This window comes from Streptomyces sp. NPDC001985, from assembly GCF_040296845.1.
In the GTDB taxonomy this organism is placed as follows: domain Bacteria; phylum Actinomycetota; class Actinomycetes; order Streptomycetales; family Streptomycetaceae; genus Streptomyces.
Genome location: NZ_JBEOYB010000037.1, coordinates 17709 through 41110, shown reverse-complemented (window position 1 = coordinate 41110; position 23402 = coordinate 17709). Strand labels below are relative to the sequence as shown.

General features: G+C 73.1%; 21 protein-coding genes. 19 read left to right on the top strand and 2 right to left on the bottom strand.

What is annotated here, in order from left to right:
* Positions 1–169: 169 nt before the first annotated feature.
* From ABT122_RS18420 to ABT122_RS18330, 19 genes are all read left to right on the top strand, one after another.
* Positions 170–1585: a 2-hydroxymuconic semialdehyde dehydrogenase gene (locus tag ABT122_RS18420; RefSeq protein ID WP_351552733.1), complete on the top strand. Its 1416-nt coding sequence runs from the start codon at positions 170–172 to the stop codon at positions 1583–1585.
* Entirely contained in the window at positions 1582–2418 is an 837-nt protein-coding gene (locus ABT122_RS18415; protein ID WP_351552730.1) for a 2-keto-4-pentenoate hydratase, read from the top strand. The genes ABT122_RS18420 and ABT122_RS18415 overlap by 4 nt, the downstream gene beginning before the upstream one ends.
* Positions 2415–3182 (top strand): 2-keto-4-pentenoate hydratase, encoded by a 768-nt coding sequence (locus ABT122_RS18410; protein WP_351552727.1) that lies wholly within the window; start codon positions 2415–2417, stop codon positions 3180–3182. Before ABT122_RS18415 ends, ABT122_RS18410 begins: the two co-directional genes overlap by 4 nt.
* The gene (locus tag ABT122_RS18405) at positions 3179–3598 is read left to right on the top strand and encodes a RidA family protein (RefSeq protein ID WP_351552725.1); all 420 of its coding nucleotides are present in this window, start codon (positions 3179–3181) and stop codon (positions 3596–3598) included. Before ABT122_RS18410 ends, ABT122_RS18405 begins: the two co-directional genes overlap by 4 nt.
* The gene (locus tag ABT122_RS18400; protein WP_351552723.1) at positions 3595–4167 is read left to right on the top strand and encodes a 3-hydroxyanthranilate 3,4-dioxygenase; all 573 of its coding nucleotides are present in this window, start codon (positions 3595–3597) and stop codon (positions 4165–4167) included. The genes ABT122_RS18405 and ABT122_RS18400 overlap by 4 nt, the downstream gene beginning before the upstream one ends.
* Positions 4164–5186 (top strand): amidohydrolase family protein, encoded by a 1023-nt coding sequence (locus ABT122_RS18395; RefSeq protein WP_351552720.1) that lies wholly within the window; start codon positions 4164–4166, stop codon positions 5184–5186. Before ABT122_RS18400 ends, ABT122_RS18395 begins: the two co-directional genes overlap by 4 nt.
* A complete protein-coding gene (locus tag ABT122_RS18390; protein ID WP_351552717.1) occupies positions 5183–6097 on the top strand; it encodes an acetaldehyde dehydrogenase (acetylating) in 915 nt (304 codons plus the stop codon). Before ABT122_RS18395 ends, ABT122_RS18390 begins: the two co-directional genes overlap by 4 nt.
* Positions 6094–7179 carry a 4-hydroxy-2-oxovalerate aldolase gene (gene dmpG, locus ABT122_RS18385; RefSeq protein ID WP_351552714.1) on the top strand — a complete coding sequence of 362 codons (1086 nt, stop codon included), beginning with the start codon at positions 6094–6096 and terminating at the stop codon, positions 7177–7179. Before ABT122_RS18390 ends, dmpG begins: the two co-directional genes overlap by 4 nt.
* A complete protein-coding gene (gene kynU, locus ABT122_RS18380) occupies positions 7173–8408 on the top strand; it encodes a kynureninase (protein WP_351552711.1) in 1236 nt (411 codons plus the stop codon). The genes dmpG and kynU overlap by 7 nt, the downstream gene beginning before the upstream one ends.
* A 77-nt stretch (positions 8409–8485) precedes the next feature.
* Positions 8486–10258: an LVIVD repeat-containing protein gene (locus ABT122_RS18375; protein WP_351552708.1), complete on the top strand. Its 1773-nt coding sequence runs from the start codon at positions 8486–8488 to the stop codon at positions 10256–10258.
* A gap of 54 nt (positions 10259–10312) precedes the next feature.
* Positions 10313–11788, top strand: coding sequence for an amino acid permease (locus tag ABT122_RS18370; protein WP_351552705.1), 1476 nt, complete (start codon positions 10313–10315; stop codon positions 11786–11788).
* A gap of 259 nt (positions 11789–12047) precedes the next feature.
* A complete protein-coding gene (locus ABT122_RS18365) occupies positions 12048–12212 on the top strand; it encodes a hypothetical protein (RefSeq protein ID WP_351552703.1) in 165 nt (54 codons plus the stop codon).
* Positions 12213–12275: 63 nt separating this feature from the next.
* Positions 12276–14795 (top strand): lantibiotic dehydratase family protein, encoded by a 2520-nt coding sequence (locus ABT122_RS18360; protein WP_351552701.1) that lies wholly within the window; start codon positions 12276–12278, stop codon positions 14793–14795.
* A gap of 1 nt (position 14796) precedes the next feature.
* Positions 14797–15750 (top strand): thiopeptide-type bacteriocin biosynthesis protein, encoded by a 954-nt coding sequence (locus ABT122_RS18355; protein WP_351552699.1) that lies wholly within the window; start codon positions 14797–14799, stop codon positions 15748–15750.
* Entirely contained in the window at positions 15747–16823 is a 1077-nt protein-coding gene (locus tag ABT122_RS18350; RefSeq protein WP_351552696.1) for a thiopeptide maturation pyridine synthase, read from the top strand. Before ABT122_RS18355 ends, ABT122_RS18350 begins: the two co-directional genes overlap by 4 nt.
* 491 nt (positions 16824–17314) lie before the next feature.
* Positions 17315–19144, top strand: coding sequence for a glycoside hydrolase family 3 protein (locus ABT122_RS18345; protein WP_351552693.1), 1830 nt, complete (start codon positions 17315–17317; stop codon positions 19142–19144).
* A 163-nt stretch (positions 19145–19307) separates the two neighbouring features.
* Entirely contained in the window at positions 19308–19940 is a 633-nt protein-coding gene (locus ABT122_RS18340; protein ID WP_351552690.1) for a class I SAM-dependent methyltransferase, read from the top strand.
* Between the two features lie 75 nt (positions 19941–20015).
* Positions 20016–20702 (top strand): response regulator transcription factor, encoded by a 687-nt coding sequence (locus ABT122_RS18335; RefSeq protein WP_351552836.1) that lies wholly within the window; start codon positions 20016–20018, stop codon positions 20700–20702.
* Between the two features lie 55 nt (positions 20703–20757).
* On the top strand, positions 20758–22155 hold the full coding sequence (locus ABT122_RS18330) for a sensor histidine kinase (RefSeq protein WP_351552687.1): 1398 nt from the start codon (positions 20758–20760) through the stop codon (positions 22153–22155).
* On the opposite strand, the gene ABT122_RS18325 is transcribed toward ABT122_RS18330, so the two are convergent.
* A complete protein-coding gene (locus ABT122_RS18325; protein ID WP_351552684.1) occupies positions 22118–22630 on the bottom strand; it encodes an SgcJ/EcaC family oxidoreductase in 513 nt (170 codons plus the stop codon). The two genes, ABT122_RS18330 and ABT122_RS18325, sit on opposite strands and share 38 nt — an antisense overlap.
* Before the next feature lie 310 nt (positions 22631–22940).
* Positions 22941–23360, bottom strand: coding sequence for a MerR family transcriptional regulator (locus ABT122_RS18320; protein ID WP_351552681.1), 420 nt, complete (start codon positions 23358–23360; stop codon positions 22941–22943).
* Positions 23361–23402 lie beyond the last annotated feature (42 nt).

The window sequence follows — 23402 nt, the reverse complement described above, 5'->3', positions numbered from 1 at the left end:
GGGCGGCCGGAGGAGGCCGGTCCCGCGACATACCAGGATCGCTATATCTCACGCGCCGATCGGCATTGGATCGGCATAGCTGGGTGGGTGCACTATACCGGCACACCCCGGGGGCGATTTTCGGACATCCCCTGGCTCGGCAATGGAGGTCTGCAAGGTGGCTTCACCCGTGCGGCATCACGTAGGAGGCGCGTTCGACGCGTCCGGCGTGCCGTTCCCGCTCGTCGACCCGGTCACCGGACGCGCCGTCGGCGAGGTGCCGGCGGCGCCCCGGGAGGTGGTCGACCGGGCGGTGCGCGCGGCCCGGGAGGCGCTGCGCGGGCCGTGGGCCGGATGGAGCCCGGCGGAGCGGTCACGGCTGCTGCACCGGATCGCCGACGGGATCGAGCGGCGCTTCGAGGAGTTCGTCGCCGCCGAGTGCGCCGACACCGGCAAGCCCCGCGAGCTGGCCTCGGCGGTCGACATCCCGCGGGCGGTGGCCAATTTCCGCTCGTACGCGGACCTTCTGGCCGGGCGGAGCGAGCGGTCCTGGCACACCATCACCCCCGACGGGCGCGGCGCGCTGAACTACACCGTCCACAAGCCGCTCGGCGTGGTCGCGGTGATCTCGCCGTGGAACCTGCCGCTGCTCCTCCTCACCTGGAAGGTCGCTCCCGCCCTGGCGACGGGCAACACGGTGGTCGCCAAGCCGTCGGAACTCACCCCCGGCACGGCCTGTCTGCTGGCCGAGGTGATGGCCGACGCGCGGGTCCCGGCGGGCGTCTTCAACCTGGTGCACGGACCGGGCGCGGACGGGGCCGGCCAGTGGCTCACCGAGCACCCCGGGGTGGACGCCGTGGCCTTCACGGGCGAGTCGCGCACCGGGTCGACGATCATGCGGGCGGCGGCGGCCCGGCTGGCGCCGGTCTCCTTCGAACTGGGCGGCAAGAACGCCGGGCTCGTCTTCGCCAACGCGGATCTGGAGCGGGCCGTCGAGGGCACCCTCCGCTCGGCCTTCACCCACAGCGGGCAGGTCTGCCTCTGCACCGAGCGGGTGTACGTGGAGCGGCCCGTTCTCGACGCCTTCGCGGCGGCGCTGGCCTCCGGGGCGAGGGAGCTGTCCGGCTACGGCCCGATGGTCTCCGCCGCCCACCGGGACAAGGTGCTGGGCCATCTGGAGCGGGCCGCCGCCGACGGCGAGGTCCTGGCGGGCGGCGGGGTGCCGCGCTTCGGGGACGAGCGGGACGGCGGGTTCTGGGTGGAGCCCACCGTGCTGGCCGGACTGCCGGAGGACCACCCGGCGGTACGGGACGAGATCTTCGGACCGGTCGTGCACCTGGCGCCGTTCGACACCGAGGAGGAGGCGCTGGCCCTCGCCAACGCGGGCCCGTACGGGCTGGCCGCCACGGTGTGGACCGGCGACGTGAGCCGCGCGCACCGGGTCGCCGCCGCCCTCGACGTCGGCACCGCCTGGGTCAACACCTGGAATCTGCGCGACCTCCGTACCCCCTTCGGCGGGGTGAAGGCCTCCGGGATCGGCCGTGAGGGCGGCGACCACTCCCTCGACTTCTTCTCCGAACCGATGAATGTGTGCGTGAAGCTGTGAGCACGACGGACGAGATCATCAACCAGCCGGACGAACGGGTGACCAGGGCCGCCGAGCGCCTCGCCGACGCGCACCGCGCCGGCGTCCCCTGCGCCCCGGTCCGCGACCTCCTCCCGCCCGGGGACCTGGACGCCGCCTACGCCGTCCAGTCCGTCCTCACCGACCGCCGCCGCGCCGGGGGCCGCCGCCTCACCGGCTGGAAGATCGGCCTGACCTCGGCCGCCGTACGGCGTCAGCTCGGCGTCGGCACACCGGACTTCGGGGCGCTGCTCGACGACACCGCCGTGCCCGACGGCGCCGAGATCCCCTGGGGCTCGGTGCTCCAGCCGAGGGCCGAGGCCGAGGTCGCCCTGGTCCTCGGACACGACCTCCTCCACGAGCGGCACACGGTGGCCGAGGTGATCCGGGCGACCGACTTCGCGCTGCCCGCCATCGAGGTGGTCGGCAGCCGCATCCGCGACTGGGACATCTCGGCCGTGGACACCATCGCCGACAACGCCTCCAGCGGCGCGTACGTCCTCGGCACCCGGCCCGTGCCGCTGCGGGACCTCGATCTGCGGACCGCCGGCATGGTGCTGGAGCGCGGGGGCGAGCCCGTCTCCACCGGTGCGGGCGTCGCCTGCCTCGGGAACCCGCTGCACGCCGCCGTCTGGCTGGCCGACACGCTCGTACGGCTCGGCCGTCCGCTGCGGGCGGGGGACACCGTCCTCACCGGCGCGCTCGGGCCCATGGCGGCCGTCGGGCCCGGTGATGTGTTCGAGGCCCGGATCGACGGCCTGGGCTCCGTGCGCGCGGCCTTCGGGCCCGCCGGCCGGGAAGGGGCACTCCGATGAGCGCCGACGCGCTGGCCGAGTCCCTCGACACCGCCGCGCTGGAGGCGCGCCCGCTGCCGGGCGGCGGCAGCGGGCTGACCGTCACCGCCGAGGCGTACGCCGTCCAGGAGGCCCTGGTCCTGCGGCGGCTGGCCCGGGGGGAGCGGATCACCGGCGTCAAGCTGGGATTCACCAGCGCCGCCAAGATGCGCCAGATGGGCGTGGCCGATCTGATCCACGGACGGCTCACCGACCGGATGGAGATCCCCGACGGGGGACGGTACGACCTCTCGGGGCTGATCCATCCCCGGGTCGAGCCGGAGGTGGCCTTCCTCCTGGGCGCGACCCTGCGCCCCGGCGACGCCGACCCGGCGGCGGCGGTCGCGGCCGTGGCGCCCGCGCTGGAGGTCATCGACTCCCGCTACGACGGCTTCCGGTTCTCCCTCCCCGAGGTGATCGCCGACAACACCTCCGCGGCGGCCTACGCCGTGGGGCCCTGGCGGGCCCTTGGCGACCTGGGCAACCTCGGCGTCCTGCTCGAACTCGGCGGACGCCCCGCCGAGGCGGGTTCCACCGCCGCGATCCTCGGGCACCCGCTGCGGGCGCTCGCCGCCGCGGCCCGGCTCGCCGGTCCGCTGGAGCCCGGCACCGTGATCCTCGCCGGCGCGGCGACCGCCGCCGTCCCCCTGCCGCCCGGCACCTGCGTCCGGGCCACCGTCGCGGGCCTCGGCACCGTCCAGTTCACCACCGGGGCCGCCCGGACCACCACCGGGGAGGGCGCGTGATCGTCCCCGGCGCCGCCCCGCCCCGCGGCCGCTTCCCGCACCTGAGGCGCGCGGGTGACCTCGTCTTCGTCTCCGGCACCAGCTCCCGCCGCCCCGATGGCACCTTCGCCGGCGCGAGCGCCGACCCGATGGGCGTGACCGACCTGGACATCCGCGTCCAGACCCGGGCCGTGCTCGACACCATCGCGAGCCTGCTGGCGGCGGTCGGCGGGCGCCTGGACGACCTGGTGTCGGTCACCGCGTACCTCGTCGGCATGAACGACTTCGGCGGCTACAACGAGGTCTACGCCGAGTACTTCGACGAGGACGGGCCGGCCCGCACCACCGTCGCCGTGCACCAGCTCCCCCACCCCCATCTGCTGATCGAGATCAGCGCCGTGGCCCACCTTCCCCAGACCGAGGAACAGCGCCGATGACCATGACACCGTTCAACCTCCAGTCCTGGATCGAGGAACACCGCCATCTGCTCAGGCCACCGGTCGGCAATGTCCAGATCTGGCGGGACGCCGATCTGATGGTCACCGTCGTGGGCGGCCCCAACCGGCGCACCGACTTCCACGACGACCCCATCGAGGAGTTCTTCTACCAGCTCAAGGGCGACATGGTGCTCCGCGTCATGGAGGAGCCGGGCCGGCCGCCGCGCGACATCCACATCCGGGAGGGCGATGTGTTCCTCGCCCCGGCGCGTCTGCGGCACTCCCCGCAGCGGCCGGAGGAGGACAGCGTGGGCCTCGTCGTCGAGTTCGCCCGGCCGCCGGGACACCGCGACGCCTTCGAGTGGTACTGCGTCGAGTGCCACCACCTGGTGCACCGCAGCGAGGTCCAGCTCACCTCGATCGTCGACGACCTGCCGCCGGTGTTCGGCGCCTTCTACGCCGACGCCGACGCCCGCACCTGCCCGCGGTGCGGCGCGGTCCACCCGGGCCGGGACTGGCCCGAGGAGCTGCGGCCCCGCACCCGCCGCGACGAGGAGGCCGGCGCATGACCGTCGTCGATGTGCACGCCCATGTCTTCCCGGAGATCGGCCGCGCCGAGTCCCGGCTGCTCACCGGCTCCGACGACGGCCCCTGGCTGCGCACCACGGACGGACCGGACGCCGGGATGATGATGGCCGGCTCCGCCGAGTACCGCCCGGTGGGCCGCACACTGTGGGACCCGGCGGCCCGCGTCGCCGACCTGGACCGGCTCGGTGTCGGCACGCAGGTGCTGTCCAGCACCCCGATGCTCTTCGGCTACGGTCTCGCACCCGAACGCGCCATCGACTGGTGCCGCACCGTCAACTCCCATCTGCTGCGGTACGCCGCCCACGCCCCGGACCGGCTGGCCCCGCTGTGCCAGGTCCCGCTCCAGAACACCGAGGCCGCCTGCGAGACGCTCAGCGAGGCGATGCGCCAGGGCTTCCACGGCGTCCACATCGGCAACCACCTCGGCGACCGCGACCTCGACCACGGGGCGCTGCTCGAATTCCTCGCGCACTGCGCCGAGCAGGACGCGGCGGTCCTGGTCCACCCCTGGGACCTGCCCTCCGGGCCGAGGTTCTCCCGGTACATGCTCGCCTGGCTGGCGGGCATGGCCGGCGAGACCCATCTGACGATCCTGTCGCTGATCCTCTCCGGCGCCTTCGAACGCCTCCCCGCGTCGCTGCGGCTGATGTTCGCCCACGGCGGCGGCAGCTTCCCGTACCTCCTGGGCCGCGCCGACAACGCCTGGCACCGCCGCGACCTCGTACGCGCCGACACCCCGCACCCGCCCTCGCACTACACCGACCGCTTCTCCGTCGACTCGGCCGTCTTCGACCCCGGAGCGCTGCGGCTCCTCGTGGACGTGATGGGCCCGGAACGGGTGCTGCTCGGCTCGGACCACCCCTTCCCGCTCGGCGAGGAGGAGATCGGCCGGCTGGTACGGGAGAGCGCGCTCGCCCCGGCGGAACGCGCGGCCGTCCTCGGCGGCAACGCCGTCCGCTTCTTCGGTCTGGCCCCCCGGGCGAAGGAGGCCGTCCGATGAGAGCGGCAGTGATCGGATCGGGCAACATCGGCACCGATCTCCTCATCAAGATCATCAGAGGGCGGGGGAGCGTCACCGCCGCCGCGATGATCGGCATCGACCCGGAGTCGGAGGGGCTCGCGCGGGCCCGCCGGCTCGGGGTGCCCACCCGCGCGGACGGAGTGGCCGGACTGCTGGCGCTCGACGGCTTCGACGAGATCGGCGTGGTCTTCGACGCCACCTCCGCCGCCGCGCACCACCGCAACGCCGCGGCGCTCGCACCGTACGGCAAGACCCTCGTCGACCTGACCCCGGCGGCCATCGGCCCGTATGTCGTCCCGTCCGTCAACCTCGACGAGCACCTCGGCGCCCGGAACGTCAACATGGTCACCTGCGGCGGCCAGGCCACCATCCCGGTCGTCGCCGCCGTCTCGGCCGTGACACCGGTCCACTACGCGGAGATCGTCGCCTCGATCGCCTCGCGGTCGGCGGGACCCGGCACCCGGGCCAACATCGACGAGTTCACCGAGACCACCTCCCGCGCCCTGGAACGGGTGGGCGGCGCCGCCCGCGGCAAGGCGATCATCGTCCTCAACCCGGCGGAGCCGCCGCTGCTGATGCGCGACACCGTGCACTGCGTCGTCGACGACTGCGACACGGAGCGGATCACCGCGTCCGTGCACGCGATGGCCGCCTCCGTCGCCGCCTATGTGCCCGGCTACCGGCTCAAGCAGGAACCGCAGTTCCGCGCCCTGCCGTCGGGTGACCCGCTGACCGGTCTCGCGGGCGGCGGACGGCTCCTCGTCTCCGTCTATCTGGAGGTCGAGGGCGCCGCCCACCACCTCCCGGCCTACGCCGGAAACCTCGACATCATGACCTCCGCCGCGCTGCGCACCGCCGAGCGCCTGGCCGAACGGAGCCGGGTCCGATGACCAAGGTCTACGTCCAGGACGTCACCCTGCGGGACGGCATGCACGCCGTGTCGCACCGCTACACCCTCGATCAGGTCCGGGCGATCGCCGCCGCCCTGGAGGCGGCGGGCGTCGACGCCGTCGAGGTCGCCCACGGCGACGGCCTCTCCGGCTCCTCCGTCACCTACGGCCCCGGCGCGCACACCGACTGGGAGTGGCTGGAGGCGGCGGCCGGAGTGCTCGACCGGGCCAGGCTCACCACCCTGCTGCTGCCCGGCATCGGCACCGCCGACGATCTGCGCCGCGCCCACTCCCTCGGCGTCACATCCGTCCGTGTCGCCACCCACTGCACCGAGGCCGACATCTCCGCCCAGCACATCGGCCTCGCCCGCGAACTGGGCATGGACGTGTCGGGCTTCCTGATGATGTCCCATCTGGCCCCACCCGCCGAACTGGCCGCGCGGGCCCGTCTCATGGAGTCGTACGGCGCGCACTGCGTCTATGTCACCGACTCCGGCGGCCGGCTGACCATGGACGGGGTACGGGACCGGGTGCGCGCCTACCGCGACGTCCTCGATCCGGCCACCGAGATCGGCATCCACGCCCACCACAACCTCGGTCTCGGCGTGGCCAACAGCATCGTGGCGGTGGAGGCCGGGGCGCACCGGGTCGACGCCTCCCTCGCAGGACAGGGCGCGGGCGCCGGGAACGCGCCGCTGGAGCCGGTGGTCGCGGTCCTCGACCTCATGGGCTGGGAACACGGCTGCGCGCTGTTCCCGCTGATGGACGCCGCCGAGGAGCTGGTGCGGCCGACCCAGGACCGGCCCGTGCGGGTCGACCGGGAGACGCTGACCCTCGGATACGCCGGGGTCTACTCCAGCTTCCTGCGGCACGCGGAGACCACGGCCCTGCGCCACCGTCTCGACACCCGCGACCTGCTGGTCGAGGCGGGACGGCGGCGGCTGGTCGGCGGGCAGGAGGACCTGCTCACGGACATCGCGCTCGATCTCGCCCGGGACCGCGACACCGGTCCCCGCCCCGGCGCCCACCCCGCCGCCACCGCCACCGCCCCCTCCCACCCCGACGGAGACACCCCGTGCTGACCGAACGCGCCGCCGCGCTGGACGCCGCAGACCCCCTGGCCCATGTCCGCGCCCGCTTCCTCCTCCCCGAAGGGGTGGTGTACCTCGACGGCAACTCCCTGGGCGCCCTGCCCTCCGCCGTCCCGGCGGCCGTCGAGGACGCCGTGCACCGCCAGTGGGGCACCGACCTCATCCGCTCCTGGAACGGCAACGGCTGGTGGGAGGCGCCGGCCCGGACGGGCGACGCCGTCGGCCGGCTGATCGGCGCGGCCCCCGGGCAGGTGGTCGCCGGTGACTCCACCAGTGTCCAGCTCTTCAACACCCTGCTCGCCGCCGCCCGGATGCGCCCCGGCCGCCGGCTGCTGCTGACCGACCCCGATCACTTCCCCACCGACCAGTACATCGCCGACTCGGTGGGCCGGCTCCTCGGTCTGGAGGTCCGCCGGGTGCCGGCGCGCGAGGCCGCGTCGGTGCTGGCCGCCGAGGCCGGTCAGGTCGCCGTCGCCGCCTACGCCCCGGTGGACTACCGCACCGGGGAGCTGCACGACATGGCCGCGCTCACCGCCGCCGCGCACACCGCCGGGGCCCTGACGCACTGGGACCTGTGCCACGCGGCGGGCGCCATGCCCGTCGAACTCGACTCCATGGAGGCGGACTTCGCGGTCGGCTGCGGCTACAAGTACCTCTCCGGCGGCCCCGGGGCACCCGCGTTCGCCTATGTCGCCCGCCGGCACCAGGCCGACTTCGACCACCCCCTCACCGGCTGGCACGGGCACGCCGAGCCGTTCGCCATGTCCGGCACGTACACCCCCGCCGCGGACATCGCCAGGGCCCGCGTCAGCACCCCGCCGCTGCTGTCGCTGCTCGCCCTGGAGGCCGCGCTGACGGCCTTCGACGGGGTCGAGATGACGGCCGTGCGGGAGAAGAGCCTCTCCCTGACCGGCTTCTTCCAGGAGTGCGCCGGCACACTCCTCGACGGCCTCGGCTTCACCCTGGCCACCCCGCGCGACCCGGCGCGCCGCGGCAGCCAGGTCGCCCTGCGCCACCCGGAGGCGTACCCGCTGGTGGCCGCCCTCACCGCCCGCGGCGTCATCGGCGACATGCGCGCCCCCGACCTGCTCCGCTTCGGGTTCAACGCCCTGTACGTCACCCACGGCGACGTGCTGCGCGCCGTACGGGAGCTGCGCGCCGTGGTGACCGGCGGCGAGCACCTGGCCCCCGCCTTCCGGACGCGTCCCACCGTCACCTGACCGGTCCCACCCCCGCCCGCCCCAGGGGCGCTCCGCGCGCACATCCCGCTCCCTTCCTCCTCCGAAAGGACCGTCAGATGCGTTCCCTCCGCAGAAACGCCGCCCTGGCCGCGGTGGTCGCCGCCGCCACCACGGCCACCCTCCTCAGCCCCGGGGTGTCCGGCGCGGACACCGCCGCCACCACCCCGGCCGCCGACCCGGACATCGTGGACGTGTGCGCCGGCCGCCGGCCCGGGCCGGCCGATCCCGGCGCGTACGGCATGCAGTTGGACGGCGGCTTCCGGCACCCCGCCCTCACCCCGGTCGACGAGGGGTCCAACCACCCCTTCCCCGGCCTCAACGCGGAGTACGACACCCGCTCGTACATCAGGAACATGAAGGTCGAAGGCGCCTACGAGGGAGCGGGCTTCACCCCCGACTACTTCCACAGCTGGCAGAACATCGTCGACTTCGACGGCCGCCGCTACCTCTTCCAGTACGGCCGCTCCGAGGGCCGTGTCTACGACATCACCGATGTCAGAAAGGTCAGGGTGGTCGAGCGGCTGAGCCGCGGGGACGTGGGCGGCGACGAGACCCGGGCGAACGCCGACTGGGCCGCGCACGACTACTGGGGCGCCTCCACCATCCAGTGGAACAGGAAGCTGAACGCGTATGTGATGGTCCAGAGCTTCGAGAGCAAGCGCCAGATCTCGGAACTCTCCGACCAGCCGCCCGGCGACAAGTTCAACAACCCCGAGGGCGTGCGGAAGGTGCGCGCCAAGCCGGGTCTCAAGGGGTTCAAGGTGTACCGGCTGGACGGGCCGCGCAAGAAGGACTGGCGGCTGCTGTCGACGGTCTCCACCGACTCCACCCAGGCCGACCCCCTCAGGAGCGACCCGGCCAGGGCGCAGCAGGGCTCCGGCTCGATCGACGTGCCGTACTGGACCGGCGAGAAGTACATGTTCATCGCCACGGCGCCGGACGACAGCTGGTCGGGGACCGAGTACCCGACCAATCTGCACTCGGCCGGCTACCAGTCCTGGGACATGTCCGACCCGGCCCGCCCGAAGCTCCTCGACACCTGGCACCTGCCGGGCCAGCGGACCGGCGAGGACGCCGCGTACCGCGACAACCCGCGCTGCGGGAACCGGACCAGCTGGATGGGCGCCCGGATGCCGCTCTTCCTCCCCAGGCCCGTGGAGAAGGGCGGGCGCTACGCCTTCGCCGCCATGGGCGGCTACGGCCTGACCGTGCTGGACGTCTCCAACCCCTCGGACATGAGAACGGTCAGCCATCTGGACCTGCCGGCCTCGGTCGCGGGCACCGAGGGCGACAACATCGACGTCTCCCAGTACGAGAGGACCGGAATGATCTACTACTCCGGCTACCCGCTCACCGAGGACTGCTACGAGCCGTACAAGGACGTCTACCAGATCGACGCCCGGGACCCGAAGCGCCCCCGCGTCGTCGGCGTCCTGCCCCGCCCGACCCCGCCGAAGGCCGCCGGCATCACCGACTACTGCCAGCGCCGCGGCAGCTTCGGCCCCAAGCGCACCGGCTACTACACCAACCCCGGCCGGCACACCCCCGGGGTGCTGAGCTACGGCTTCTACAACGCGGGCGTGCAGTTCTTCGATGTCTCCGACCCCGCGTCGCCGGAGATCTCCGCCTACTTCGTCCCGAAGGCGCACGGCCAGGGGACCCCCGAGTACGCGTACGGCAACCAGACCCACGGCGTCTACGTGGAGTGGGACCGCAACATCGCCTGGACGCTGACCAACCACGGCATCTACGCGCTGTCCTCGCGCAAGGTCCTGGGCACCCCGGACCTGGACGCGCCGGACCGGCCGTTCCGCACCAGCGAGTTCTGAGCCCCGACCCTCCTTCGCCCGCTCCCCGCCATCCTCCAGAAGGGCACCACCGCCATGGCCGCTCCCAGCGACTCCGCCCCGCCCGCCCCGCCTTCCCCGTCCTCCCCGACCTCCCCGTCCTCCCCGACCTCCTCCGATGCCGGAGGCGTCAGACCGGCGCCCGGCGGTGAGGGTCTGGTCCGTTCCCTCACCCACCGGCAGACCACCATGATCGGACTGGGCTCCGCGCTCGGCACCGGGCTCTTCCTCGGCTCCGGCTCCGCGATATCCGTCGCCGGTCCCGCCGTGATCGTCTCGTACGCGATCGGCGCGGTGCTGGTCGCCATCATCGCCGTCCTGCTCGGCGAGATGTCCGCCGCCCACCCGGTCCAGGGCTCGTTCGGCACCATCGCGCACCGCTATCTCGGCCCGTGGGCCGGGTTCCTCAGCCGGTATCTGTACTGGTTCAGCGCGGTGGTCGTCATCGGGACGGAGGTCGTCGCCTCCGCGCTCTACATCCGGTGGTGGTGGCCCGAGGTCCCGATGTCGCTGGCGATCCTGGCGATCGCGGCGGTGGTCCTCGCGGTCAACATCATCAGCGTGAAGTCCTTCGGCACCACCGAGTTCTGGCTCTCCACCATCAAGGTGGTCGCGCTCTGCGCGTTCATCCTCTGCGCCGCCCTGCTGGTCTTCTTCGGACTGCCCGACAGCGAGGCCACCGGCTTCGCGAACCTCGGCGACGACGGCTTCCTCCCGCACGGGGCGAGTTCGATCTGGCTGGCCATGTCGGTGGTGATGTTCGCGTACGCCGGTTTCGAGGTCGTCGCCATCGCGTCCGCCGAGGCGATCGACCCGCAGCGCACCATCCGTACCGCGATGCGCCAGCTGGCCTGGCGGCTGAGCTTCTTCTACCTCCTCTCCATCACCCTGGTGCTCGCGCTGATCCCGTGGCGCACGTTGGCGGGCGGTGACGGGAGCGTCGAGACGAGCCCCTTCGTGCGGGTCTTCTCGGAGGTCGGTGTGCCCGCGGCGGCGACCCTCACCAACGCGGTCGTCCTCATCGCCGCCATGTCCGCCGCCAACGCCCATCTGTACGGCGCCTCCCGGCTGCTGCACTCCTTGGGCGGCGACGGTCTGGCCCCGGCGCCGATGGCCAGGCTCAGCCGGCGCGGAGTCCCGGCGGTCGCCCTGGCCGCCTCGACGCTGGGCATCGCCGCCGCCGCGCTGCTGGCCTTCTACGACGTCAGCGGTCTCTTCGGCATCCTGATGTCGATCGCCCTCTTCGCGGTGCTGCTGGTGTGGCTGCTGATCCTCGCGTCGTACATCGCCTTCCGGCGCCACCGGACGGCGCACCCGGAGGAGTTCACCGGCTTCAGCGTCCCGGCGGGCGGGAAGCTGGCGATCGTGGCCGTCCTCGGGGTGCTCGCCGTCGCCGCCACCGCGGTGGAGGTTCCCGACATGCGCCAGGCGGCGGGGATCGGCCTCGCCTTCACGGCCGTCCTGTTCGTCTGCTACGGACTGACCACCCGGCGCCGGGCGCGGCGGACGTAGCGGAGGGGCCGGGGGCGGTCCCGCCCCCGGCACCCGGCCGGGGGGCGGGACCGTCGCCGCCATCCGGATATCCGATCGGATGTGCGTCAGAAGAACTGAAGTTCGCAAGAAATCCGTTCCGAGAATTTGCTTTTCTGATTCATTCCTTTGTTGTGGCGATCAATTGTGGGCAAGGGGAATCCTTCCATGGACTCGGTTCGTCCTCCGTGTTAGTTGTGCTCATAGGAATGTTTCGCGCCCGACCTGTCTGGAGGACAAGATGGCCGAGAGGGAAACGCAGTGGGACCTCGACCTCGGGGAGCTGGATGTGGTGTCGGTCGAGCTGCCGGGCGGTGAAGGACTGGTGGAGGCCGCGGCGATGGGCCTCGGCAACACCGAGATCGGCGCCTCCGGGACTCCTTCCGGCAAGAGCTGGCTCGTCTGAGACCCGAGCCTGAGACCTGAGCCTGAGATCTGAGAACCCGAGAGTCGGGGAAGCCGGGTGCCGGTGACCGAAGTGACACGGGGGCCCGGAGCGGATGAGACCGTGGTGGCCAGGATCGCCGCCCTGCCCGTCTCCGCCCTGGACGAGCTGAGGTGCACCGCCACCTGGCACACCGTCCAGGAGATCATCGCGGATCGCGGCCGGCTCGTCCGAGCGGGCCGCGATCTCGCCGTGGCCCTCGAAGGCCCGATCGGTCTCTCCTCCGGCCCGCTGCGACCACGGCTGGTGGGTCTGCGCAGAGCCCTGTACGGAACACGCCGCCCGCCGCCCGCCCTGCTCGCCCTCCCCCTGGAGCCCGCGCTCGCGATCCGGCTGAAGGAGTGGCTGGCCGACCACGACCGGCTCGGCCGGCTGACCGCTGACCTGCCCGGCGTCCTGGAGCGGGAACGGCGGGCCGCGCACGAGGCGCTGCGCCGCTGGGTCGCCGCCGACGCCTTCGTCCACGGTCTGCTCCAGGCCAGTCCCGCGCTGTCGGCGGCGCTCCGCCGCTGGCTGGCGTCCCCGCCCGGGACCGCGCCGCCGCCCAAGGTCGCGCTGCGCCTCACCAAGTACCTCGCGCGGGTCGTCGCCAAGACCAGCCCGCACGCCACCTTCACGATGACGGGCCTCGGCCGGTGGGACGCTCGGGCGGAGGCGGAGGCGGCGCGCTGGACGGGACCGTGGGAGTGGCGCGGCGCCGTCGAGCCGGACGTCCGGCTCCTGCGGCTGCTCCTCACCGACCTCGCCGGGAGCGACGATGACCTCGCCGGGCTCTTCGAGGTCAGGATCAATCCGAGCCTGGCCGGGGACGGACACCGGCTGTGGTTCCTCAGCCGGACCGAGGACCGCTACCACAGCGTCGTCCCCACCGAGGGCCTGCGGAGACTGCTGGAGGTCCTGGGCGACGGCTCCCGGCACCGGGTCGCCGACATCCGCGACCGGCTGGGGATCGCGCCCCGGGAGCTGGAACGGCTGGCCGTTCCGGGCCTGCTGGAGATCCATCCACCCGTCGCCGACCAGTCCCTCCGCCCCTCCGCCGACCTGGCCGCCGCCCTCGCGCCGCACCCCGTCGCCCGCTCGCTGGCGGACCTCGGCCGGGCCCTGGACGACTACCCCGGCGCCGCCGACCGGGTAGCGGTCCAGGAGCGGGTCCGGGCGGCCCTGACGGAGCTGGCCGGGGAGAACCGGCTGCCGGACAAGAACCTCTTCCACGAGAACGCCGTCTTCGACTCGCCCGTTCCGCTGCTGGGCGAGGAGACATGGCGCCCGGCGATCGAGGATCTGCACACGGTCCGGAGGTTCCTCGGCGGGTTCCAGCGGAGCGCGGCCACCGGGCTGCTCGCCGGGAAGCTGTTCGCCGAGCGGTTCGGCCCCGGCGCCGTCGTCCCCCTCGGGCGCTTCCACCGCTCGCTCGCCGCGTGGACGGCCGGCGCGCCGCCCGGCACGCCCGCGGCCGAGCTGCACGCCCTGCTGTACCGGGCGACGGAGGAGACGAGCGCGGTCCCGGAGCTGCGCGCGCTCCAGGAGGCCCGGGACCGGGCCTCGGCCGCCCTGCGCGAGCGGCGGCCCGATCCCGACGGAACGGTGCGGATCGATCCCGCCCTGCTGGACCGATGGCGGTCGGGACGGCCGGCGCGCTCCCTGGCCTGCTTCGTCCAGCAGGTCTCCGCGCATCCGGCACGGCTGGTGCTGAACGGTGTGGCCGTCGGGCACGGCGCCATGCGCAGCCGAGTGCACCGCCTGCTGGGGAGCGGTCCCGGCAACCGGACGGCCGGCGGCGACGAGGAGGTGTCCGCCGAGTTCTCGGGGAGTTTCGGCACCAACGTCAATCTGCGCTCGCCCGCCGCCGCGTACGAGATCGACTACCCCGGGGTCGTCCCCGGCCGCCCGCCCGCCGAGCGGATGGCGCTGGGGGACCTGGCCGTCCGCCACGACCCCGGCACCGGCCGTCTCCTGCTGCTCGACGCGGCGGACCGGCGCGTGCTCCCCCTGCACACCGGGATGATGGCGGCGCTGTTCCTGCCCCGCACCGCCCGGCTGCTGCTCCAGCTCTTCGGCGATCTGCCGAGCACCACCGTCCCGACGTGGGCCGTCTTCTCCCCGCCGCCGGAGCGCACACCCGACGGCGTGATCCGCGCCGCCCGGGTCGAGGTCGGGCGGGTGGTCGTGTCCCGCGCCGCCTGGTACGCGCCGCTGGAGGCGGTTCCCCGTCGCGGCAGGGGCCAGTCCGAGGCGTCCCATCTGCTGCTCCTCGCCCAGTGGTTCGCCGAGCACGCCATCCCGGCCCGCTGCTTCGTGTCGTCCCTGGACCCCGGCTCCTGGTGCGAGGACCCCTGGCGGACGTCCCGGCTCGCCAAGCCGACCTATCTGGATCTCGCGAATCCCGCGCTGGTCGCGCTGCTCGACCGCCGGCTCCGCGACAGCGGCCCCTGCGTCGTCTTCCACGAGCAGCTCCCGGATTTCACCATGGCCACCGACCTGGGCGGGCACGGACGCCATGTCACCGAGTTCGTGGTCGAGCTGACCGGCCCGCGGGAGGTCTGAGATGGCGGAGGCGTGGACCTCGCTGCACGTCTTCCACCGGGGCGGCACCGACCGGCTGATCGTCGGCGCGGTCGGCGACCTGGTCCGCTCCCTGGACGCCGACCGGCTGCTCGACCGGTTCTTCTTCCTCCGCTACTGGGAGGGCGGCCCGCATCTGCGGCTGCGGCTGCGCCCCGCCGACGGCGCCGACGTACGGGACCGGGCCAGGGCCGCGCTGGAGAAGCACCTGGAGGAGCACCCCACCACCGAGCGCTGGGACCCGGACCGCTACGCGCTCACCGCCGAGAGCCTGGCGCGCGCCGAGGAACTGCCGTACTACGACCGGCGGCTGCGGCTCGCCGACGGTGTGGAGGACATCCCCTACCGGCCGGAGTACGCGGTGTTCGGCGGGCCCGAGGCGATCGACGCCGTCGAGCGCCACTTCACCGACTCCAGCCGTATCGCCCTGGCGGTCCTGGAACGCACCGCGGCACCCGAACGCCGGCTGGGCTTCGCCCTGGCCTCCCTGATGCTCGCGCTGACGGCCGGGGAACCGGACCACGACCGCGTCACCTCGGCGCTGGAGCGCACCCGCGACCGCTGGGACGACCCCGCCACGGCCGGGGCCGGGCGGGCGGCGGCCTTCGCCCGCCAGCGCGCCGCGCTGACCGCCCAGGCCATCCGCTGCCGCCGGATCGCCGCCGACCCCGCCCCGGACGGGCTCACCGGCGCGTGGGCGCGCTCGATCCGCACCCTGCACCACGAGATCCGCACCCTCCAGGCGGCCGGCCGCTTCCGTCCAGCGCCCGCCGGCTCGTCCTTCCACCCGGGCGCCGGCCCGCACGGCGACAGGACGATCCTGCTGCTGCGCTGTGTCCACCTGCTCTGCAACCGGCTCGGCCTGTCCGGCCCCCAGGAAGCCCATCTGCGCTATCTGACCGCCATGACCTTCCTCGACCTCAGGGAGAGCCCGTGACCGACTGGCGCAGCATCCAGATCCGCTACTACAGCGAGGCCAAGGACGACCTCATCCTGGACGCCGTCCGCCCCCTGCTGGCCGATCTGGGCGACCGGGTACGGCAGCCGTACATCGTCCGGCACTGGCGGCGCGGCCCGCATCTGCGGCTCAACCTCCGCGCGGACGCGGACGTCTGGGAGCGGGAGGTGCTGCCCGAGGCCACCGCGAGGCTCGGCCGCCATCTGCGGGACCACCCCTCGACCACCGTCCTCGACGAGGCCGCCGTGACCGAGCGGCAGCGGCTGCTCGCCGTCCGGGAGAGCGACCACGGCCCGCTGGGTCCCTGGTACCCCGACAACACGCTCCAGACCGAGCCGTACGAGGACCGCCGTCACATTCTCCGCGACGACCGGCTCATCGATCTCCTCGACACCTTCCACGCCGAGAGCACGGCGCTGGCGTTCCCGACGCTGGAGGCCATCCGCCGGGGGGAGCTGAGCCTGTTCCGGGTGGCGCTCGATCTGATGATCGCCTTCGCGCACACCAGCGTCCCCCCGATCGCCCGCGGCTATATGTCCTTCCGTTCGCACGCCGAGGCGTTCTGCTCCTACTGCGAGGACCGCGACGGCGTCCGGGCGGGGTTCGAGGCCGCGTACCAGCGGCAGGCCGCGCCCCTGCGCGCGCTCGTCCGCGACCGGGTGGCCCGGGTCGACGAGGACCGTTCGCCGAGGCACGTCCGGGAGTGGCTCCGGCTCGTCGCGCGGCAGAAGGAGATCGCCGCGCCGCTGATCGCCGGCGGGGAGATCGATCTGGACGGCGCGGCGCCGGAGCCGGGGATGGTCCAGCGCCACACCGTCGACTTCCACGAGGTCCTCCTGGGCACCGGGCGCTACACGACCGAGGTCCTCGGCTCCGAGTGGTTCCTCACCCACCGGCTGGCCATCAACATGCTCTACGCCCATCTCTCCCGGCTCGGTCTCGTCCCCCTCCAGCGCTATCTGTTCTGCCATCTGATCGCCGGCGCCGTCGAGGCGGAGTACGGGGTGTCCCCGGTGGAGAGGGCCCGTGCCTGGGCCACCGCCCGAAGCTGAGCAGCCCCCGGGCCCCACCGGACCGGGCCGGCCGCCGCGCCCGTTCTCCCGGGCGCGGCGGGCGTTCCCGGCCCCGCCCGCCAAGCCCCGAATCCCGTAGTGCGCCGATTGTCGAATATCCCGCCGCCGACATGTTCCCGCCCGGCACGGTGGTTCTCCCGGCAGGAGCGTCGTGGGGCTTTTCACAGCCGGCCGCGCCGGGCGAGCGGGCGCCTCTCCCACTCGCCCAATGCCCGCTCGGCGCACCCTTGTTCGGGGCGCGGACCAGGGGAGTGGAGGGGCTCTCCGACACCGTGGGTGTTCAGGTGAAGCCGGAAAGTGTAAGTGGAATATATGAATCAGTTAAAAATAGCTCCGGCCATTCCGCCCTATTTCCCCTCCTGGTGAAAACTCCCTTGCCCGGCCATTGATCCATCAGTACCTTTCCGGCTGTCCGAATGGTTTCGGACACTTCTCTGTCTCGATATCAGGCATGGCCGGAAGGGCAGAACATGCACCATCGGAGTGTCTCCAGACGCACCCTCATAGCCGCTTCCACCGCGACCGCCGCCACGGCCGTCGTCGCCCACGGCAGCACCCCGTCCGCCGCCGCCGAGAGCCCGGGGGCCCGGGACGCGCGGCTCCGCCGGCTCATCGCGGGGATGAGCGCGGAGGAGAAGGTCGGCCAGGTCTTCGCCACCTTCGTCTGCGGCGCGTCGGCCACCGACCCCGTACCCGAGGCCGCCGAGGCCAACCGGGCGCTGATGGGTGTCAGCACCGGCGCCGAGGCGGTCGCCAGATTCCACCTCGGCGGGGTCATCTACTTCGTCTGGTCGGGGAACATCTGGAACCCGCGCCAGATCGCCGGCCTCTCCAACGGCCTCCAGCGGGCCGCTCTCGACTCCTCCGCCGGGGTGCCGCTGCTGATCTCCATCGACCAGGAGTACGGCGCGAACGTCCGGATCGGCGCTCCGGCGACCCAGCTGCCCGCCGCCATGGCCCTGGGCGCGGGCGGCTCGGCGCGCGACGCCCGCACCGCCGCCCGGATCGCCGGGACCGAACTGGCCGCGATGGGCATCCGGCAGAACTTCGCCCCGGTCGCCGACGTCAATGTCAACCCGGCCAACCCGGTCATCAACGTCCGCTCCTTCGGCGCCGATCCCGGCGCCGTGACGCGGATGGTCGCCGCCCAGGTCGAGGGGTACCAGCGGGTGGGTGTCTCCGCCGTCGCCAAGCACTTCCCCGGCCATGGCGACACGGCGGTGGACAGTCACTTCGGCCTCCCGGTGATCACCCACACCCGCGAGGAGTGGCAGCGGATCGACGCCCCGCCCTTCCGCGCGGCCATCGCGGCGGGCGTCGACTCGATCATGACCGCGCATCTCCAGATGCCCGCGCTCGACCCGAGCGACGATCCGGCGACGCTCTCCCGTCCCATCATCACCGGGGTGCTGCGCGAGGAGCTCGGCTACGACGGCGTCATCGTGAGCGACGCCCTCAACATGCGGGGCGTCCTGCAGAAGTACGGCGAGGAGCGGGTGCCCGTGCTCGCCCTGAAGGCGGGTGTGGACCAGCTCCTCTACCCGAACAACCTGCCGCTCGCGTGGAACGCGGTCCTCAGGGCGGTACAGGACGGCGAACTCGCCGAGGCCCGCCTGGACGAGGCGATCCTGCGCATCCTGCGCCTCAAGGAGAAGCTCGGACTCCTCCGGGACCCGTATGTCCCCGAGGCGGCGGTGGACCGCGGGGTCGGCACGCGCGGGCACCTCGCCACCGCCGACCGCATCGCCGAGAACACCACGACCCTGCTGGTCAACAAGGCGGGACTGCTGCCTCTGAACAGGCGGCGCCGGAAGAATCTGCTGGTCGTCGGCGCCGATGAGAAATTCCCCCACGACGAGAGCCTCAGCGCCCTGCCGGCGCTGGCCGATGCCCTCACCGAGCTGCGCTTCTCCGTCACGGCACTGCCCACCGGGATCACTCCCGACGAGCGGGGGGCCGACGCGGCGGTCGCCGCCGCCCGGGGCAAGGACGCGATCGTCGTCCTGACCCACGACATCGCCGCCGCCGACGGCCAGCGGTCCCTGGTCCGGCGGCTGGTCGCGACCGGGGTGCCGGTCGTCCATGTCGCCGTCCGCAACCCCTACGACATCGCCCACCTCGACGGAGTGGGAGCGTCCCTCGCCACCTACTGCTGGACCAGCGTGGAGCTGCGGGCCGCCGCCCGGGTGATCGCGGGCCGCGCCGAACCCCGCGGTGAGCTGCCCGTACCCGTGCAGTGCGCCGACGATCCCGGCCGAGTGCTCTACCCCATCGGGCACGGACTGTCCTACGACGACTGATTCGAACGCCCCGGAGCACCGCCGGCACCCGGTGGGTCCACCACCGGCCCGGCGGTACGCGGTCCACCGGCGGGCGGGTCCCGGGGCCCCCGGGACCCGGCCGCCGGTGAGCGGATCATGAGACGATGCCCACCCTCGCAGGGCAACGGAAGGAAGCACGCCGATGGCCGAGGACCGACGTCCCCCCGCCGCAGAGGTCTTCGACGCCCTGGGCGCCGCGTACGAGCAGGCCTTCGCCGACTCCCCGGCTCACCACGCCTCACTGGAGTGGCTGCTGGAGCGGCTCGCACCGCACAGCCGGGTCCTGGACGTGGGCAGCGGCACGGGCCGGCCGACCGCGCGGCGGCTGGCGGACGCGGGACACGAGGTGCTGGGTGTCGATGTGTCGCCGGTGATGGTGGAGCTGGCGACCCGGCAGGTGCCGTCCGCCGTCTTCCGCCACGCCGACATCCGTGAACTTCCCCTGGAAGAGGGGAGTTTCGACGCGGTCTGTGTCTACTTCTCGCTGCTCCAGATGGACCGCGACGAGCAGTCCCGGCTCCTGGGGCGGCTCGGCCGGGCGCTGGTCCCCGGGGGCCTGCTCGCCGCGGCGACCGTCCCGCTGGACGTGGAGGGCGTCGAAGGGGTGTTCATGGGACGGCCGGTGCGGCTGACCAGCTTCGGCCCCGGGGAGTTCACCGCCCTGGTCGCCGCGTCCGGCTTCGAGGTCCTCGCGGAGCGGAGCACCCTCTTCACCCCGGACCATCCGGAGGCGGCGGCCGAGCCCCAGCTGTTCGTGCACGGCCGCCGGAACTGACCCCCGAACCCCGGGGGTACGGGCTTGTCGTACATGGGTGCGGCCTCCGCACACTAGGGTGCATCCGTGCATGCATTGCGGGTACTGCTGGTGGAGGACGACGAGCCCGTCGCCGAGTCGCTGCGGCGCGGGCTGCTGCGCTACGGCTTCGCCGTGGAATGGGCCTCCACCGGGACGGCCGCGCTGGCCGTCACCGAGCCCTACGACCTGGTGCTGCTGGATCTGGGGCTGCCGGACACCGACGGCCTCGACGTCTGCCGGGAGCTGCGCCGGCGCGGCAATGTGCCGATCATCGTCATCAGCGCCCGCAGCGACGAGACCGACCGGGTGGTGGGCCTGGAGATCGGGGCGGACGACTATGTCTCCAAGCCCTTCGGCGTCCGTGAGGTGATCGCCCGGATTCGCGCGGTGATGCGCCGGGTCCAGCCCGCGCAGAGTGCCGCGGCCGGCGGCCCGGACCGGTACGGCTCCCGGCTTCTGCTGGACCGCAAGGCCGCCCGGGTCCGGCTGGACGGGGCGGAGGTCGCGCTCACCCCGAAGGAGTACGACCTGCTGGCCTTTCTCACCGAGGAGCCCGGCGCCCTGATGTCGCGGGAGCAGATCATGGAGGCGGTCTGGGACGCCAACTGGTTCGGCCCGACCAAGACCCTCGACGTGCATGTGGCCGCCCTGCGCCGCAAGCTCGCCGGAGCGGTGGTGATCGAGACGGTGCGCGGCGTCGGGTTCCGGCTGGTGCTCACCGAGAGCGCGGGGACCGAGTGACCACCGGGGAGCGCCCTGCCCGGGCGGCTCCCGGCGCGGACGAGGGAGGCGCGCCGTGATCCGGCGGCTGATCGTCAGTTACGTCCTCCTGGTCGGCGTGGCCCTGGCCGCCTTCACCGTCCCCGTCGCCTACACCCTCACCGCGCAGCTGCGCGGCGACACCGAGGAGTCGGTGCGGCGCGAGGCCACCACCATGGCGCTGCTCCTCGGCGGCGGCGACGCGCCCGCCCGGCAGGCGCTCGCCAGGGTCGCGGAGGCGTACGCGGACGAGACGCCCGGCCGGGTCGAGGTGGTCTCCGCCGACGGCGTGGCCGTACCGCCGCTGCGGATGCCCGCCCGGCCGGCCGATCCCGCGTTCACCCGGGCGCTGCGCGAGGGCGGGACCACGGCCGACTGGGGAGGCCGGCTGGTCTGGGGCCCGGAGCTGGTGGTCACCGTGCCGGCGCGCGCCCAGTCCGACGACCGGATCGTCGGCGCCGTGCGCATCCGTTACGCGACGGAGGACCTCACCGACCGGCTCTGGCGGATCTGGGGCTTCCGGGCCTTTCTCGCGGTGGGGGTGCTGGCGGTCGCCGCCGGCCTCGGCACGATCGTGGCCCGGCTGCTCACCAAGCCGCTCCGGCAGCTCAACGACATGGCGAGCCGCTTCAGCGACGGTGATCTGACCGCCCGTTCACCGATCACCGGCCCCCGGGAGACCCAGACCCTGGCCCGCACGCTCAACCAGGGCGCCGAGCGTCTCGACACCCTGGTCGCCGCCCAGCGGATCTTCGTCGCCGACGCCTCGCACCAGCTCCGCACCCCGCTGACCGCGCTGCGGCTCTCGCTGGACAACATCGCCGACGGTGTGGACGACGAGTTCGTGCGGGAGGACGTGGAGCAGGCCACCGCCGAGGTGGTCCGGATGAGCCGGCTGGTCAGCGGGCTGCTGGTGCTCGCCCGGGCGGAGGCGAAGGTGTCCGCGCCGGAGCCGCTGGCCCTGCGCGAACTGGTCGCCGAGCGGCTGAGTGTCTGGCGTCCGGCCGCCGACGAGCGAGGGGTGCGGATCGTGCTCGTCGGCAGCGCCGACGAGCGCCCGCATGTGCTGGCCGGGCCCGGCAACCTCGACCAGGTGCTGGACAATGTGCTCTCCAACGCGCTGGAGGTCTCTCCCGACGGCGGCACCATCACCGTGCGGCTGGCGGCGCCGGGCGCGGAGACGACGGTGCTGGAAGTCCTGGACCAGGGGCCGGGGATGTCCGCGGCCGAGCAGTCCCGCGCGTTCGACCGGTTCTGGCGCGGCCAGGGGCTGACCGGCCGTTCGGGGACGGGGCTGGGCCTCGCCGTCGTCCGGCAGCTGGTGACGGACGACGGCGGGACGGTGACCCTGCGGGACTCGCCCGGGGGCGGACTCTGTGTGCGGATCGGCCTGCGGCTCAGCCCGCGGCCGGGAGCACCGAGGAGTGGTGGTTGACGATCAGCCACTTCCCGCCGCGCTTCTCGTACTGGTACGTGTAGCGGGCCACGACGGGGGAGACCTTCCGGGTGGCGGGGTCGGTGAGGTGGAAGCGGTACAGCCCGGTGTCGATCGCCGAGTCGCCGTCCAGGACGTGGATGACCGAGCGGATCTTCTCGCCCCGGGGCTGCTTCTGGAGGAAGTGCTCGAAGTAGTCGACGATCTGCGTGCGGCTGGTGCGGATGTCCGGGGACACCGTGGGGAGCAGCACCGCGTCGGAGGCGTAACGGTCGGCGACCGTCTGCGGGTTCCCGGTCCCCAGGGCCGCGTTCCACTGCCCGAAGAGCGCCGCTATCTCCCGCTTGTCGGCCTTGGTCCCGGCGTTGCCGTCCCGGTCCCCGGCCTGGGCGACGCCGACCGCCACGGCGGTGGTGACAGCGACCGCGGCGGCCGTTGTGGCGATCACCGCGCGGGCACGGAAGGTGCGCTTCATGGGAACTCCTGCTCGGTGGGGGTGGAGTGAATCCGGTTGCCCCACCTTCGTGGGCGGCGCGTTAACACCCGTACAGAGCACGGCAAGCCCACGGACAAATCCCGGCCAAGGCGTCCCCGGGCGGCCCGCGAGACCGAGCGGGTCACGGGCCGGGGTGTGCTTGCGCGACGCGTTCCGCCCGGGGCCGGGGCCGGGGCCGGACGCCGAGCGACGTGGGCCAGGGGCGCGCCGCGGCCTCGGGAGCGGCTCTGCCCCGGGGGCGGGACGCGCTCAGGACAGGCACCCCGTCCGGCCTCAACCACCCTTGTTCCTATGTTTGTTGGCGTTCCATCCCTTCAGATGAAGGGATGGTTTCGCCGCTGCCGCCGGGGTCGTAGTCGAGTACCGCGGTCAGATAGGAACTGATCGCGTCACGGTTGCGGGTCAGACACCGGATGCGCTCGGTCATCCGGTCCCGTTCGTGCTCCAGGGCGGCGATCATCTCCGGTGTCGCGTCCGGGAAGTAGATCGTCCGGGGACGGTCCAGGCAGGGCAGGATCTGCTTGATGATCCGGGTCGGGAGCCCCGCGTCGAGAAGCCCTCTGATCTGGAGCACCCGGTCGACGAACCGCTCGTCGTATCTGCGGTAGCCGTTCGCGCAGCGGTCGGCGGCGATCAGCCCCTGCTCCTCGTAGTAGCGCAGCAGCCGCCGGGAGGCGCCCGTGCGGTGTGAGAGTTCTCCGATGCGCATCCGCTCCACCTCGTGGCTTGACCATCACATCGATGTGAGCGT